This is a genomic window from Veillonella tobetsuensis (assembly GCF_002959935.1).
GTDB lineage: Bacteria > Bacillota > Negativicutes > Veillonellales > Veillonellaceae > Veillonella > Veillonella tobetsuensis.
The window spans coordinates 67,714-83,311 of record NZ_PPDF01000014.1; the positions used below are offsets into that span (position 1 = coordinate 67,714).

Below are 15,598 nucleotides of genomic sequence, written 5' to 3' on the forward strand. Positions count from 1 at the left end.
ATATGAGTGAACAAAGACATGGCTATTTTGGCGCCTTCGGTGGTCAATTTATGCCAGAAACATTGATGAATGCAGTCATCGAATTGGAAGAAGCGTACAATAAGTACAAAGATGATCCAGAGTTCGTGCGCGAACTTGAGGATTTACATAAAAAATATACAGGTCGTCCATCCCTTTTGTATTATGCAGACCGTATGACAAAAGATCTTGGTGGTGCTAAAATTTATCTGAAACGGGAAGATTTAAACCATACTGGTTCTCACAAATTGAATAACGTAATTGGCCAAATGCTATTGGCAAAACGGATGGGTAAAACACGCGTAATCGCTGAAACTGGGGCCGGTCAACACGGTGTAGCAACAGCTACGGTAGCCGCATTGATGGGCATGGAATGTGAAGTATTCATGGGTGCTGAGGACTGTGAACGCCAAGCGCTCAACGTATATCGCATGGAATTGTTGGGCGCAAAGGTACATCCTGTAACAACAGGTACTAGCACATTGAAAGATGCTGTATCCGAAGCTATGCGCGAATGGACAAATCGTATGTCCGATACACACTATGTGTTGGGCTCCGTTATGGGCGCGCATCCATTCCCTATGATCGTTCGCGATTTCCAATCCATCATCAGCCGTGAAGCGCGTGAACAAATTCTCGAAGCGGAAGGTAGATTGCCAACAGCTGTTATGGCCTGTGTTGGTGGCGGCTCCAATGCGATGGGGATGTTTTATAACTTCATTCCTGATGAAGGTGTACGCCTCATTGGTTGTGAAGCAGCTGGACATGGCGTAGATACAGATATGAATGCTGCTACGATGGCAAATGGTACAGTAGGTATTTTCCATGGTATGAAATCCTACTTCTGCCAAGATGAAGATGGTCAAATCGCACCAGTATATTCCATTTCTGCAGGCCTTGATTATCCTGGCATTGGACCTGAACATGCGTACTTGCGCGACAGTGGTCGTGCTGAATACGTACCTGTTACAGATGATGAAGCAGTAGATGCGTTTGAATACCTATCCCGCTTAGAAGGGATTATTCCTGCTATTGAAAGTGCTCATGCGGTGGCACATGCGCGTAAAATTGCTCCTACAATGAGTAAGGACGATATCATTATTATTTGTTTATCTGGTCGTGGCGATAAGGACGTTGCGGCTATGGCGAAATACAGAGGGGTGGATCTTCATGAGTAAAATTAAAGACGCTTTCACAAAGGGCAAGGCATTCATCCCATTTATTAGTGCTGGTGACCATGGTATTGAGAACACGGAACGGTATATTCGCATCATGGTGAAAGCTGGCGCTGATATGGTGGAAATTGGTATTCCGTTCTCGGACCCGACAGCGGAAGGCCCAGTTATCCAAGAGGCAAGCACGCGTGCATTGTCTACAGGTGTAAAAATTCACGATATCTTTGATATGGTACGCCGTTTGCGTACTGGTGATGATGCGGTGACAGTGCCACTCGTATTCATGACCTATTTAAATCCTATCTATGTATTCGGTCGTGAAAAATTCTTTACCCTCTGTGAAGAGGTTGGCATTTCTGGCGTTATTGTGCCGGATATGCCGTTTGAAGAAAAAGGTGAACTTGGAACAATTGCTCATAAGCATGGTGTTGAAGTAGTATCCTTGATTGCCCCAACATCTGAAAATCGCATCGAAATGATCGCAAAAGAAGCGGAAGGTTTCGTGTATTGTGTATCGTCCTTGGGCGTTACCGGCATGCGTAGCGAAATCAAGACGGATATTAAATCCATCGTTGAAACCATTCGCAAATACACAGATATTCCTGTAGCCGTTGGCTTCGGTATTTCCAAGCCTGAACAAGCGGAAGCTATGGCGCGTGTATCCGATGGTGCTATCGTAGGTTCCGCTATTGTTAAAATCATTGCTGAACATGGGGAAAATGCAGATCAAGCATTGTTTGATTACGTACAATCTATGAAACAAGCGGTGTTAAAGGCTGGCGCATAATAGTTGATTTATAGCATACGGATAATAAGGACCTATCGATGGATAGGTCCTATTTGTATATAGTGCTACAAGTATTTCAATACATATGGGGGGTGTGTAGTTTTTTACTCATTGAGAAATAATTAATATATTTGGTATGATTATTCTAGATATATTGTTTGAGAAAAGGAATTTTCATGATACGACAGTTAGTGATTGATACGATAAAAGAGAATATAATGGATCGCTATTGTGAGTTTTCTGGTACTATTTCTCGTAGTGCCTTTTGGAAATTCATGCTAGTAGAACATTTGCTGTTTGGTTTCATTATAGCTGTTTTAGGGCTATTATCAGAAAATAGTGCGCTTTATGTGTACATGGTTGCCATCGCATTTGCAGTATGGGTGGTAGCTTTTATGGCACTTACGCTGCCTAATTTGGGCGCTATGGTATGTCGACTTCGCGATACTAATACGAGCGAATGGCTGCTACTATTGGTATTTATTCCGTATATAGGTATTCTGATTGTCATTGTTTTGCTATTGCGTGATTCTAAGGTGTCTTCTGTTGCTAGTGAAAGTCCGAATCTACTAGAATCTGATCTTGAAATGGACCAATTTAGCAATACCTATGAGTCTGTGCTAAATGTTGATGCTGAAGAGGGGCAAGAAGCGCCTAAGTCCTATGGTAAACAGAGCGTTATTTTAGCGACTTTGATTACTATTTTGTTTTGGTCCATAGGATTATATAGTTTTCACTCTGCCACACACAAGGAAATCAAAGCGTATTTACGGATGGAACCGGGCGCTTTTATGACCTTAGCAGCAAAAACACTTGATAGTGATACAGCTGTCAGTTCTGCTAAACAGGTCATGACTGAGTATTATACAAATCTTAATAAGGAGCAATACCAAGCTGCGTATCGTTTGCTTGCTCATAGAGAGCGTGAAAGATATGGCACCTATGATCAATGGGTTAAGTCCGTGAAAGCAAATCATGGACGAGAAATCAGTATTTTCTTTCTTGATGGTGTATATGTAGATGACGATGATATTAAACATATTGATTTTGATATGACTTTCAAAGAAAAAGACTATCCAAACAATGTGGCTGTACATATGATATATGAGTATGAAACATGGCGTATTGAATCCATTACACCATATGAGCGTAGATAGGGGGACCCATGGAACAAAATATGATATATGATGTTAGCTATATGGAAGCCCTTAAACGCGGATTTAAGCAATATGCTACTTTTTCAGGACGCGCTAGTCGGAGTGAATTTTGGCGATTCATGGTGAGTCGAGAGATTATCATAAATAGCTTAGGTGTTCTTAGTATTATAGTGGATATGATATTTGGAGAAAATTCTGATATAAGTGATTATACGATCTGGCTATTTATTATAATGCATTTGATCTATTTAATGCCTACCATCGCTTATTCCTGTCGGCGATTGCATGATATTGGGCGGAGTGGAATGACATTGTTTATGGTATTAATACCTATTGTTGGTTTTTTTGTACTGCTATCTGATTTTGTTAAACAAGGAGATGTTTCATCAAATGCGTATGGAGAAAGAACTTCATATGTTGTAGTTACTCCTACCGAAGAAGAGCAAATTGGAATAGAGCGTACTGCATCATTGCGTGAAGACGTAACGATGGGAGCTCTTGCAATCATTTTATACATTTGGGTATTTGTATATGATTTTATTCCAGCTGCGTGGATAGCTTATAACACAAGTGGCTTGCAATAACTATAAAACCTCGTTTTATCATTTGGTAAAACGAGGTTTTATTACTATACCCTAGAAAGTTTATAAAAGTTTAACCTAGGTTTTATTGACTATATTGAAAAATCCTGTAAAATGAATGATAGATGAAGATAATTAGTTTGATTAGATAATAATTATTGATGTTAAGTTATATCGTTGAAAGAGGTTATGTATGTTGGCTTGTTCTAAATGTGGACAAAGGATACCGGATTCAGAGCGGTATTGTCCATATTGTAGACATATGAAGAATGTTCCACTACCCATTGATTCCTATGAATTAGGGTTTATAGAAAACTTTATACATTGTGCAGTTCGTAAATATGCAGATTTTGAAGGCCGAGCCAGTCGTGGTGAATATTGGCGATTTATCCTTATGTATCTGCTAATTGTATCTATTATATTGTTTGTCTGTGCTTTTCTTAGTAGTTTTACAACCGTATCAGGCACTACAGGTGTTGGTCTAGGTTTAGTTGCACTTGTCGTATTATCTATTGGTTTTGTTATACCTGGTATTGCTGTTGCAGTACGTCGTTTACATGATATAGGTTGGGCTGGTTGGTTTGTTTTAGTAGGACTTATTCCTTTTGTAGGAGTGCCTATTATGCTTATTCTTATGGCTCTGCCCGGAAAGAGCGCTGCTAATCGATTTGGAGCGCCAACGGGAACCACAATTATTACGAAACAAATGGCACATAAATATGGTTTCTTTGATACGACTCCGTCTAATGTACTGACCATGAGCCTTATTATATCTCTCATTGTCTTATGGATATTAGTGGATTATATGTTAGTAACATAAATAAATTTATATAAACAATTTTGGTACCAATCATATGTATGGTTGGTGCCATTTTTTTTGTACGCCGAATAGGCATGACTAAAACCCCAGTTAAACTGGGGTCAGTAAAATTTCTTAGAGAAAAGGAAAGAACCTCCTAGTGGTAAAATGAAGTTGGTCTGGCAACCACAACATTTCAACATAGGAGGTTCAATGTCAATAAATGACGTAAAAAGCGTATCACATAGTAAATGGAAATGATAGAGGTAGAATGCTGTTCAGGTCATATCTATATGCTAGTAACGATTCCACCACATTTATTATAGAATCTTTATTGAACTGTAATACCGTGGATTTCTTGTGCTAAGCGTTTTAAAGCATCTACAGTACGAACGCCAGGTGTGATTTCAGACAATTTTACACGGATAAAGTGATTTTCTTTAATCGCTGTAATATCTTGTAATTGAGGATTAGCTTTCAATTTAGCGATTTTTTCTTGGAAATCATCATCGTTGCGGATGGAATTGCCGTAGTCAGCGATAATAATATAGTCAGGATTTTGGGCGATTACTGTTTCCCAAGAGCCTTTAGCCCAAGTTTTATCTACACCGAGACCGCTCATAACATTATCAGCACCGATTAAACGAAGGATATTTGTAGTATAACCTTCAAATGCTGTGAACGGTTGACCATCCTCAGAATCATAGATAAATACGCGTTTTCTAGGGACATCTTTCAATTGGTTTTGTACTTTTGTAAGAGTATCTCGTTGAGCCTTAACCCATTCATTTGCTTTAGACTCTACACCGAAGATTTTACCTAACATAATCATATCTTTAAAGTTAGTTTCTAAATCAGCCTTAGTAGAAAGCATAGATTCTGGTAACCAAATATTAACTTTATTAGCAATCATTTTGTCTGCTGGGATGGCACGTTTGCTGAAGGAATCAGGCCAGCCAGTAGCAAAGTCAGGTTTTACGCTCATGAATACTTCGTAAGAAGGCCATTTTTCAGCTAATACTTTTACCTTGTCGTACTCACCTTGTAATGGCTCGTAGATTTCTTCCTCTTTGAATGCTGTACCTGCCATTTTGTCAGCAAGACCAAGTTGAAGCATCATTTCAGTTGTTGCCTGGGACATGGATACAGCATGTGTTGGAGGTGCACTTACGGAGAAGTTTGTAGTAGCGCCATCAAATGTTTCGCTCCAGCTAGCGATTGCTTGTGCTGTTTGCGTGTTTTGTTGGGATGTAGTGCCGCAGCCAGTGAAAGCTAGTGTTGTGCCTGCCACCAATAGTCCTAGAAGGGTAAAGCGTTTTACTTTGTTTAACATTATAATGTCCTTTCTGTAAAAACAGTAAGTGAGGAAGTCCTCAACATAAGTAGATTAGCTATATACCTGCATATAGCTATATATTTTTTAGCGTTGAACGCTATAAAATCTAATATTGAATACGATATATGCCGCCTTCTGTCTTTGTGGTAAAGGGGATTTCAAATACAGGTTCCAATAGCTCTGGTGTTAACACCTCTTGTGGAGAACCTGTTTTTACAATGCGTCCCTTATTCATTAATACGATATTATCACAATAGGTGGCTGCCAATTGAATGTCGTGAAGAACAACAATAACCGTTCCTTTGAATGTTTGCAATTCTTTCATTAAAGCCAACTTATATTTTAGGTCTAGATGGTTTGTAGGCTCATCTAGCAATAATATGGTAGGTTCCTGTGTTAGGGCTTTTGCAATAAATGCACGTTGTAATTCACCACCTGAAAGGTGTTGCACTTCTTCGTTGGCAAGATGTGAAATACCTATATGCTCCATATAGGATTCGGCAATGGCTACATCTCGCTTTGTATAGTTCCCAAAGCGTGTCTTATGAGGATAGCGCCCCATGAGAACTATATCTTTCACAAGAAAATCGTCAATCATAGCATCATGCATTTGAGATAAGATGGCTACAAATTTTGCAAATCGTGACGAATCGATTGACTCTAAAGGTTCATCATTAAGTGTGATGGTCCCCTTAGAATAGATTGATTTTGATAAGTGCTTTAACAATGTTGATTTCCCGCACCCGTTAGGGCCAATGATGGCTGTGATTTTATTAGTGGGAAACTCTACCGATATATCATGTAATACGGATCGAGTAGGATAGTCAAAGCTTAAGTGATTAACTGTATACATAAATTTCCTTTGTCCTAGAAATAGGATTAACTAATCCTTGTATTGTACTTAGCCGATATTTTTATATCGTTTCATAATAATCCAGATAAATAATGGGGCCCCTAATAAAGAGGTAAGGACACCGATAGGAATTTCTTCTGGGCTATATAGTGCTCTAGATAGTACATCAGACCAAATCATGACGATGCTGCCTATGAGCATGCTAAATATCAAAGTATTTTTATGTTTAGGACCACCTGTAATACGAGCGAGGTGGGGGATAATAAGACCGATAAAACCAACGACACCTACCTTAGATACTAAGGTAGCAATCACTATGGATGATGTTATAACGATGGATAATTGTAATGTTTTAACTGAAAGTCCCATGTTGGCAGCCTCTTGGTTGCCGAGGAGTAAGACATCTAAATCTTGCTTGTAAATGTAGATGAATAAACAAAATAGAGCGACAATGATGGCTGATAATGGTAAATCTTGCCATTGGATGCCTGCGAAACTACCTAATAACCAAAACATGGCACTTCGCACCTGTGCTTCGTGTTTAGCACCATAAATAATTATCATTGTTAACGCTGAGAAAATGCCTGTCATACCCATGCCAATAAGGATGAGTTTTACGGGACTGTTACTTTTACCAACACATAATAAAACTAATATGATAGAAAGCATGGCACCAAAGGAGGCAAAGAAAGGCGTATTGTATGCCCCTAGTAGCGGTAGACCTCCACAAATGATAGCGAACACTGCGCCTGTACTAGCTCCTGATGATACACCTAATACGTAAGGATCTGCTAGTGCATTGCGTGTTACCGTTTGCATTAAAAGACCTACAGCAGATAAGCCGATGCCAGTTAAGATTGAATATAATAGGCGAGGTAAGCGAATATCCCACAAGATTGTGTCGGTCATATGAGGGATAGAAAGGTTTTGTCCTCCTAAGTGTGAGGAGAGACTATTTAGTACATCTGTTAAGGGGATAAAGGTAGATCCAAACTGAAGAGATGTGACGAGGGATACAATGAGTATTGCTCCTAAAATTAAAGTCTTAATAGTATTTTGCATGATGCCTCAAAATGATATTTATAATTACAAAAACTTATACTAATATTAGTATAGATAATGCTCGATGTAATTACAATAGAAGTACTGGTATACGTATATAGGGTTTCGTATTAAATCATAAAAAATCTGATAGTGGTCTATTTTATACATGAAACTAAAAGTTATGGCTACTCATTCAAAATACATATGACTTAAAAGGCCTTATTACGCTTTGTGAGAAGCTCTTTTAATTGACTAAGTATAGAGACCTTTTTATAATAGTTATATTACTATACTATAGTTTGATAGTGGGTATATTAATTCCTAGCTAATAGTAGGAAATTAGAGTGGCTTTATAGTATGTTCTATAAAATGATATACCTTACCATATACAAGGAGATGTTACGATGAAGTTTAATACAAAATGTGTCCATGGTGGTGGCAAATCAGATAATACAGGTGCAATTTCTCCTGCTATTTATATGTCTAGTACGTTTTCTCATCCTGGTTTAGGTGAAACTACAGGCTTTCAATATACCCGTGAGTCTAATCCTACTCGGGATCGTTTGGAAAAATTGATAGCTGGTTTAGAAGACGGTTTTGATGCAATCGTATTTTCTTCTGGTATGGCTGCCATCGATGCGGTATTTCATTTATTTTCTCCTGGAGATCATGTTATTTTAGGGGATGACCTTTATGGGGGCTCTATCCGCTTGTTCACCAATATATATGAAAAAAATGGCGTTGAATTTACCTATGTTGGTACCTCTGATTTAGCGGCGGTACAAGCGGTATTCAAACCTAATACAAAGGCTGTATATATTGAAACTCCTACAAACCCAATGATGGAAATTACAGATGTTCGTGCGGTGAGTAATATGGCTCATGATCGTAATGCTTTGGTTATTGTGGATAATACATTTTTAAGTCCCTATTTCCAAAAACCATTAAATCTAGGAGCCGACATTGTTGTACATAGTGGTACAAAATTTATTGGAGGCCATCATGATGTTATTTCTGGCTTTACTATTGTGAATGATGAATCCTTAGCAGCTCAACTGCGCCTCGTTTATAAGACTGTGGGGGCTTGTTTATCTGCCTTTGATAGCTGGCTCGTTATTCGAGGAATCAAAACATTAGCACTCCGTATGGAGCAACATCAAAAGAATGCTATTGCTATTGCAGAATGGCTTAAACAGGAACCAAAGGTAACAAAGGTGTTGTTCCCCGGGTTACCAGAACATCCTGGTTATGAGGTAAATAAAGCTCAGTCAACGGGATTTGGTGGCATGTTGTCCTTTGAAGTGGATAGCGAAGAAACGGCTAAACAGGTGTTGGAAGGTATTGAGTTGATTCAATTTGCTGAAAGTCTTGGTGGTACAGAATCCTTGTTGACATATCCTGTTACACAAACACATCCAGATTTAAAACCTGAAGATGCGGAACGCAAAGGGATTACTCGTCGCTTGTTGCGCTTGTCCGTTGGCATTGAAGATACAGATGATTTGATTGCTGATTTAGCACAAGCTTTCAATAAATAAAAGGAGGCTATTATGGGTCGATATAATTTTGACAAAATCGTAGATCGTAAGCATACAAAGTCTCTAAAATATGATTTTGCTGTACAACGTGGTAAACCAGCAGATGTGTTGCCGTTTTGGGTGGCAGACATGGATTTTGAAATCCCTAGTGAATTAAAGCAAATTCTGTTGGATCGCGTTAATCATGGTGTTTTTGGATACACTGAATCCGATGATGAGTATGTTAATGTATTAAAAAACTGGTTCTCTTCTCGATTTAACTGGTCCATTGAACAAGATTGGCTAGTAAAAACGCCTGGCGTTGTGTTCGCACTCGCTATGGCGGTGCGAGCTTTCACCAATGAAGGTGAAGGAGTGCTTATTAATCAACCTGTATACTATCCGTTTAGTTTAGTTATTGATGACAATAACAGAAATCTCATTAATGTACCGTTGATTCAAGGTGAAGATGCATATACCATTGATTTTGATGGCATTGAGCGTGCGATTGTAGAGCATAATGTGACATTGTTCCTTCTCTGTAATCCTCACAATCCGGTGGGGCGCGTTTGGACTGAGGATGAACTAAAACGCCTCGGCGATATTTGTATTAAACATAATGTGATTATCATTAGCGATGAAATTCATGCCGATTTTGTGTGGGACGGTCATACACATACGGTTTTTGCTAATCTTGGTGAAAGTTATGCGGAACACTGCATTGTTTGTACGGCCCCTAGCAAAACCTTTAATATTGCAGGTCTGCAAGTATCGAATGTGTTTATTCCTAATGAAACCTTGCGTAAACGATTTGTTAAGGAAATTGATAAAGCCGGTTATAGCCAGCTAAATACGATGGGACTTGTGGGCTGCCAAGGTGCTTATGAAGTCGGTGGCCCGTGGCTCGATGAATTGAAAGTATATATTCAAGATAATATTCAATTTACCCTTGATTATTTCAAGCAATACTTACCGAAGCTTCGCATGTATCGTCCAGAAGGGACGTACCTCATGTGGTTTGACTGTTCTCAGTTACCATTAACTGCAGATGAGCGTGAACAATGGTTATTATATGATGCGAAATTATGGCTTGATAGTGGCTCTATGTTTGGTAAAGATGGAGAAACTTTTGAACGCATTAATGTAGCGTGTCCTCGTGCTACTTTGGTGGAAGGTTTAGATTCCCTTCGTCGTGCGTATGAGTCGAAAGGGTATTAGGAGGTTATATAATGCCTATTAAAGTAATTAAAAATTTACCGGCTATAACAAAGTTAGCACAAGAGAATATATTTGTAATGGATACAGAGCGTGCGGAAACACAGGAAATTCGTCCGCTTCAAATTTTACTTGTCAATTTGATGCCTACGAAAGAGGTTACAGAAACTCAAATTCTGCGAGCCCTTAGTAATAGCCCGTTACAAGTTAATTTAACCTTGCTTCATACTGCATCTCGTAAATCTAAGAATGTAGATGAAGAATATTTGGAAACCTTTTATCGAACCTTTGATGAGGTTAAAGGGGAATTCTTTGATGGCTTAATTATTACTGGTGCACCAGTTGAATTGATGCCTTTTGAAGAGGTGGATTACTGGGATGAACTTGTAGAGATTATGGATTGGAGCGAGGAACACGTATATTCCACATTCTATATTTGTTGGGGTGCACAAGCTGGTCTTTACCATCATTTCGGCATTAATAAACGCATTATGGATAATAAGTTATTTGGCGTTTACGAACATGACATTTATAATGATCGGCCATTATTATTGCGTGGATTTGATGAAAGATTCTGGATGCCCCATTCCCGTCATACAACCGTATCCTTAGAGCAAATTAAAGAAAATAAAGAGTTAGAGTTGTTGGCTGGTTCTGAGCCGACAGGTGCAGCCATTGTACGCAGTTTAGATAATAAACATATCTTTATTTTTGGGCATGCTGAATACGATTGGGATACGCTAAATCGTGAGTATGAACGGGATGTTGCAAAAGGCGATGATATTGCAGTTCCAGAAAATTATTTCCCTAATAATGATCCAAAGCAACGTCCTATCGTAAGATGGAGATCCGTAAGTACCTTATTGTTCACTAATTGGTTGAACTACTATGTATACCAAGAAACTCCTTACATCATTGAACAAATCCAGAAGATGAAGTTTGAACGAGATAAAAATTTAGGTGCTTATATTTAAATACAGAGTATATTAGTGAACCGAATGAGTTCCCAACGGCTCCACCGGCCGGGTCTGACTCCGGCCTGCGGCCTACGCAGGGCCAAAGTCGCCTTTGGAAACTCATTCGGTTCTTTCTATATCCATTTGTTTTAAGATACGCCAAAATTTTTGCTATAGCTTATAGTTATGGAGAATGTATTATAAAAAGTGGTAGACATATTTTTTAATGCATAGTAATATAATAGGCATAAGAAATGAAGTTTATTCCTTTAGATGAACAGGAGTTGAAATTAATGAGCAAACAATATAGATTTGAAACAGTACAATTACATGGTGGCCATACAGTAGATCCAACAGGTTCTCGTGCAGTGCCTATTTACCAAACTACATCTTACGTATTCAAAGACGCAGAAGAAGCAGCTGGTCGATTTGCATTAACTAATCCTGGCGGCATTTATTCTCGCCTTGGTAATCCTACGACTGACGTGTTAGATGCTCGCGTAGCACAACTTGAGGGTGGTGCTGGTGGTATTGCTGTAGCATCTGGTTCTGCAGCGATTACATATTCCATCTTGAACGTAGCTGGTGCAGGCGACAACATCGTTGCCGCATCTACATTGTACGGTGGTACTTATAACTTGTTCACTGCTACATTGCCACGTTTGGGTATTCACACTAAATTTGTAAATCCAGATAATTTAGAAGAATTCGAAGCAGCTATTGATGAAAACACTAAAGCTGTTTATATCGAGTCCATTGGTAACCCTGGTATTAACCTTATCGATGTGCAAGCAGTGGCGGATATTGCACATAAACATAATATCATCTTGATCGTAGATAACACATTTGCATCTCCATACTTGTTCCGTCCATTAGAACATGGTGCTGACGTAGTTGTTCATTCTGCTACAAAATATCTTGGTGGTCACGGCACAACATTAGCGGGTGTAGTTGTAGAGTCTGGTAAATTTGACTATAAAGCATCCGGTAAGTATCCTGATTTTGTGGCAGGTGATGAACACTATAATGGTTTGGTATATGGTGATTTACCAATTCCTTTTACTGTAAAGATTCGTGCTCAATTGCTTCGTGATACAGGCGCTTGCATTACACCACTTGCATCTTGGCAAATCTTGCAAGGCATTGAAACATTGTCCTTGCGCGTAGAACGTCATGTTGAAAACACTCGTAAAGTCGTAGATTTCTTGAGCAAACATCCTAAAGTGGCATGGGTAAATTATCCAGAATTAGCAGATAGCAAATATAAAGCATTAGCTGATAAATACTTCTCTAAAGGCATTGGTGCTGTATTTACATTCGGCGTAAAAGGCGGTAAAGAAGCAGGCATTAAATTCGTTGATGCTTTGGAAATCTTCTCCAACCTTGCTAATGTAGCCGATGCTAAATCACTTGTTATTCATCCCGCATCTACAACACATGCACAACTTAACGAAGAACAACAAAAATCTGCTGGCGTAACACCAGATATGATCCGTTTATCCATCGGTCTTGAAAATGCTGATGATATTATTGAAGATCTTGCACAAGCATTGGATAAAGCTTAATCTTAACATAACTCCTTCAAGCGTTTAGCTTGGAACAACCTATAGAACATAAAAGAAAACCTTATAACAATCGCGAGCCTTTGTGCTCGCGATTATTTTGTATATAGCACAAGAAAAAGACCTTGAATTCAACGATTCAAGGTCTTTTAGTGTGTGTATATGTGTGTGTATTAAAAGGGTTTGTTTTATGTGTGTATAGTTTTATGAGTTTTTAGTATATGAGTGTGTTAAGAATTTGGAGAGAAACATATATTATAAAGTGGTTAGGTGAGTCTATATAATATATGCAATGGGTGCTTAGTATTTAGTAGTTTTTACTCTTGCACTGAGAACTTTGCCGGAAAGGGCGTCGATCTTAACATCAGCTTTTTTGTCGCCACCATTAGTCATTTCTAAATCGTAGACAACTTTATTGCCTTCCATTTCTAATTCCCATTCCATTGTTTGGAAATCACTACCTACACGTTCGATAGCTCTTGTTTCAGCAGCTTCAGGAGTGATTGTGTTTTGTGGATTGAAGCTATGAGCCTTCTTCATGCGATTCCAGTAGCCAAGGGATTTAGCTTCGTTGGAGACAACTTGACCAGTAGCTTCATCAATTTTCATTTCTACTTTTTGTGTCTTAGTATACGCTTCTACTTCATATGTAGGATGATGTTTTGCATCATAGGAAATAGAAGTGATCATAGCATCTGGATAGTAGCGATGTAATGTAGTAACGGCACCAACGTAGTCGATTTCGCTACTTTGCATTGGAGATGCCACACTACCAACACCGTCCCAACTGCTAGGAACTGGATATGTTGCAGCTGTTGCTACACCTGCAAATAACACAGTACTTACACCTAGGGCGCATAATACTTTAGATAACTTATTTACTTTTTTCATGTTGATTACCTCCATAAAAGGATTTTGCCTAATAGCAATTGTAAAAGTAGATTTCATCAAATCTACTTACATATAATTTAATATGATAAAATGAATATAAAATGAAGAACTAGAAATATATACGGAAAAATTTCAATATATATTATATATTCGACAGAAATATTGTATTTTCCTTTAAATTAAATAGAAAATGTAAACTTTTAAAATATATATGGTTGACATAAATTAATGAGAATGGTATTTTAAATTTAAATACAAATGTAGTTTGTTTAGATAGGTTTCTATTGTGTATTTGATGGAGGGGTGTACCATGAGTGCCATACCAAAACAACATTTAAGTACAAAAGAGTTAACAATGACCGCATTGTTTGTTACGTTAATTACAGCAGGTGCATTTATACGTGTGCCATTGCCGAATTGTCCGTTTACGCTGCAGATTTTATTCACTACATTAGCCGGTATTATATTAGGTAGTCGCCTTGGTGCCATCAGCGTAGGTATTTATATTATATTAGGACTTATTGGGGTGCCTGTGTTTACATCCGGTGGTGGACCAGGCTATGTACTTCAACCAACCTTTGGTTATTTAATCGGATTTATGGTTGGTGCTTATGTGGTAGGTCGTTTTAGTGAAACTTCACAAACCTATTCGGTAAAGAGATTGTTAATAGGTGCTATTATTAATCTACTCATCGTTTATGGATTTGGTATGGTCTATTTATATATGATTATGAATCTATATTTAGGTACACCTATTGGGTGGTGGCCTGTAATTTGGTCATGCTTTCTAATTCCTGTTGGTCCTGATGTATTCTTGTGTGCTGTAGCAGCTGTTATGGGCAAACGAATTATTTCACAATTAAGATAAAAATAGTATATACAATAAAGGGCTATCACCTATTGTGGTAGCCCTTCACTATTTTATGGATACACATAACCTAAGATTTCTTGTGCATCTTTTGTCTTATTAATTTCTATATATGGTTGTTTACGGCCGTGAAAGTCTCTAGTAGATACGGTGCCTTCTACAGTTACCCATTTTTGATTGCTAAAGGAATCGCCGTCGTTTTTGTGCATTGTTAAGCCTATTGGCGCAACATCTGCAATACAACAAGCCATGGACATGCGGGATAGAGTAAATTCATTAGCTTTCAATGTATTGTCATCGCGATTCACATAGCCAGTCATGTAAATTTTGTAGCCTACATATTGATCAGGGTTAGATCCAAGGGCCACAATTGTACGATAATAGTTGTCTGAGTTTAAAACGATTTCTTTCTTTGATTTAGAAATCCCCGGTTCTTTAGCCGCATTATTAATGGTAATTACTTCACCAATATCATCTTGGGAAAAATCAAAATCATTTTTGTCCTCTGTAGATGCAGTGTTTCCTGCAACCTGTACTGTAGTTGGTGCTAGGATAGGAGGTACCACTAGTAATACAAGGGGAATAATGATAGGGATAATAGAGCGCCAATTGTGCTTATACTGTTTAGTAGGTGACCATAGTATAGAGATGATGCCACCACATAAAAAGGCGATGCCTGCTAGTAATAGAAATAATTCATATCGAGGCGCTACATAGAATTTATATTGCCCTGTAATAAGTAAATATAAAATACTGATGCCTAAAGCTGTGTACAGTGAGCCTTTCACAATACTTAATATATCTTTATTCTGTAGTTCTGATAACATATGATGTTCTCC

15 protein-coding genes are annotated in these 15,598 nt (G+C 38.3%); 10 read left to right on the forward strand and 5 right to left on the reverse strand.

Going from position 1 to position 15,598, the window contains the following annotated elements; translation table 11 throughout:
• Positions 1-2 precede the first annotated feature (2 nt).
• From trpB to VTHSUH11_RS09150, 5 genes are all read left to right on the forward strand, one after another.
• Complete coding sequence (trpB, locus tag VTHSUH11_RS09130; protein WP_105093450.1) at positions 3-1,196, forward strand: tryptophan synthase subunit beta; 1,194 nt, start codon at positions 3-5, stop codon at positions 1,194-1,196.
• Entirely contained in the window at positions 1,189-1,980 is a 792-nt protein-coding gene (gene trpA, locus VTHSUH11_RS09135) for a tryptophan synthase subunit alpha (protein WP_005382019.1), read from the forward strand. Before trpB ends, trpA begins: the two co-directional genes overlap by 8 nt.
• Before the next feature lie 176 nt (positions 1,981-2,156).
• The gene (locus VTHSUH11_RS09140; RefSeq protein WP_105093451.1) at positions 2,157-3,137 is read left to right on the forward strand and encodes a DUF805 domain-containing protein; all 981 of its coding nucleotides are present in this window, start codon (positions 2,157-2,159) and stop codon (positions 3,135-3,137) included.
• Positions 3,138-3,145: 8 nt separating this feature from the next.
• The gene (locus tag VTHSUH11_RS09145) at positions 3,146-3,721 is read left to right on the forward strand and encodes a DUF805 domain-containing protein (protein ID WP_105093452.1); all 576 of its coding nucleotides are present in this window, start codon (positions 3,146-3,148) and stop codon (positions 3,719-3,721) included.
• Between the two features lie 190 nt (positions 3,722-3,911).
• Entirely contained in the window at positions 3,912-4,538 is a 627-nt protein-coding gene (locus VTHSUH11_RS09150; protein ID WP_105093453.1) for a DUF805 domain-containing protein, read from the forward strand.
• Positions 4,539-4,848: 310 nt separating this feature from the next.
• Here the strand turns inward: VTHSUH11_RS09150 and VTHSUH11_RS09155 are convergent, their stop codons facing one another.
• The 3 genes from VTHSUH11_RS09155 to VTHSUH11_RS09165 form a co-directional block, all read right to left on the reverse strand.
• Complete coding sequence (locus tag VTHSUH11_RS09155) at positions 4,849-5,850, reverse strand: ABC transporter substrate-binding protein (RefSeq protein WP_105093454.1); 1,002 nt, start codon at positions 5,848-5,850, stop codon at positions 4,849-4,851.
• 109 nt (positions 5,851-5,959) lie between these two features.
• Entirely contained in the window at positions 5,960-6,706 is a 747-nt protein-coding gene (locus VTHSUH11_RS09160; RefSeq protein WP_105093455.1) for an ABC transporter ATP-binding protein, read from the reverse strand.
• Positions 6,707-6,754: 48 nt separating this feature from the next.
• Positions 6,755-7,768 (reverse strand): FecCD family ABC transporter permease, encoded by a 1,014-nt coding sequence (locus VTHSUH11_RS09165; protein WP_105093456.1) that lies wholly within the window; start codon positions 7,766-7,768, stop codon positions 6,755-6,757.
• A gap of 386 nt (positions 7,769-8,154) precedes the next feature.
• On the opposite strand from VTHSUH11_RS09165, the gene VTHSUH11_RS09170 reads away from it, so the two are divergent.
• From VTHSUH11_RS09170 to VTHSUH11_RS09185, 4 genes are all read left to right on the forward strand, one after another.
• On the forward strand, positions 8,155-9,288 hold the full coding sequence (locus VTHSUH11_RS09170; protein ID WP_105093457.1) for a trans-sulfuration enzyme family protein: 1,134 nt from the start codon (positions 8,155-8,157) through the stop codon (positions 9,286-9,288).
• A gap of 12 nt (positions 9,289-9,300) precedes the next feature.
• Positions 9,301-10,485, forward strand: coding sequence for a MalY/PatB family protein (locus tag VTHSUH11_RS09175; protein WP_105093458.1), 1,185 nt, complete (start codon positions 9,301-9,303; stop codon positions 10,483-10,485).
• Positions 10,486-10,496: 11 nt separating this feature from the next.
• Positions 10,497-11,456, forward strand: coding sequence for a homoserine O-acetyltransferase MetA (gene metA / locus VTHSUH11_RS09180; protein WP_105093459.1), 960 nt, complete (start codon positions 10,497-10,499; stop codon positions 11,454-11,456).
• Positions 11,457-11,731: 275 nt separating this feature from the next.
• Entirely contained in the window at positions 11,732-13,003 is a 1,272-nt protein-coding gene (locus VTHSUH11_RS09185) for an O-acetylhomoserine aminocarboxypropyltransferase/cysteine synthase family protein (protein ID WP_105093460.1), read from the forward strand.
• Positions 13,004-13,300: 297 nt separating this feature from the next.
• Here VTHSUH11_RS09185 and VTHSUH11_RS09190 read toward each other — a convergent pair whose 3' ends face one another.
• Complete coding sequence (locus VTHSUH11_RS09190) at positions 13,301-13,891, reverse strand: PepSY domain-containing protein (protein WP_105093461.1); 591 nt, start codon at positions 13,889-13,891, stop codon at positions 13,301-13,303.
• A 310-nt stretch (positions 13,892-14,201) separates the two neighbouring features.
• Here VTHSUH11_RS09190 and VTHSUH11_RS09195 point away from each other — a divergent pair, with 310 nt between their 5' ends.
• Positions 14,202-14,759 carry a biotin transporter BioY gene (locus tag VTHSUH11_RS09195; RefSeq protein ID WP_059361457.1) on the forward strand — a complete coding sequence of 186 codons (558 nt, stop codon included), beginning with the start codon at positions 14,202-14,204 and terminating at the stop codon, positions 14,757-14,759.
• Between the two features lie 53 nt (positions 14,760-14,812).
• Here the strand turns inward: VTHSUH11_RS09195 and VTHSUH11_RS09200 are convergent, their stop codons facing one another.
• Complete coding sequence (locus VTHSUH11_RS09200; RefSeq protein ID WP_059361459.1) at positions 14,813-15,586, reverse strand: TIGR03943 family putative permease subunit; 774 nt, start codon at positions 15,584-15,586, stop codon at positions 14,813-14,815.
• Positions 15,587-15,598: the final 12 nt, after the last annotated feature.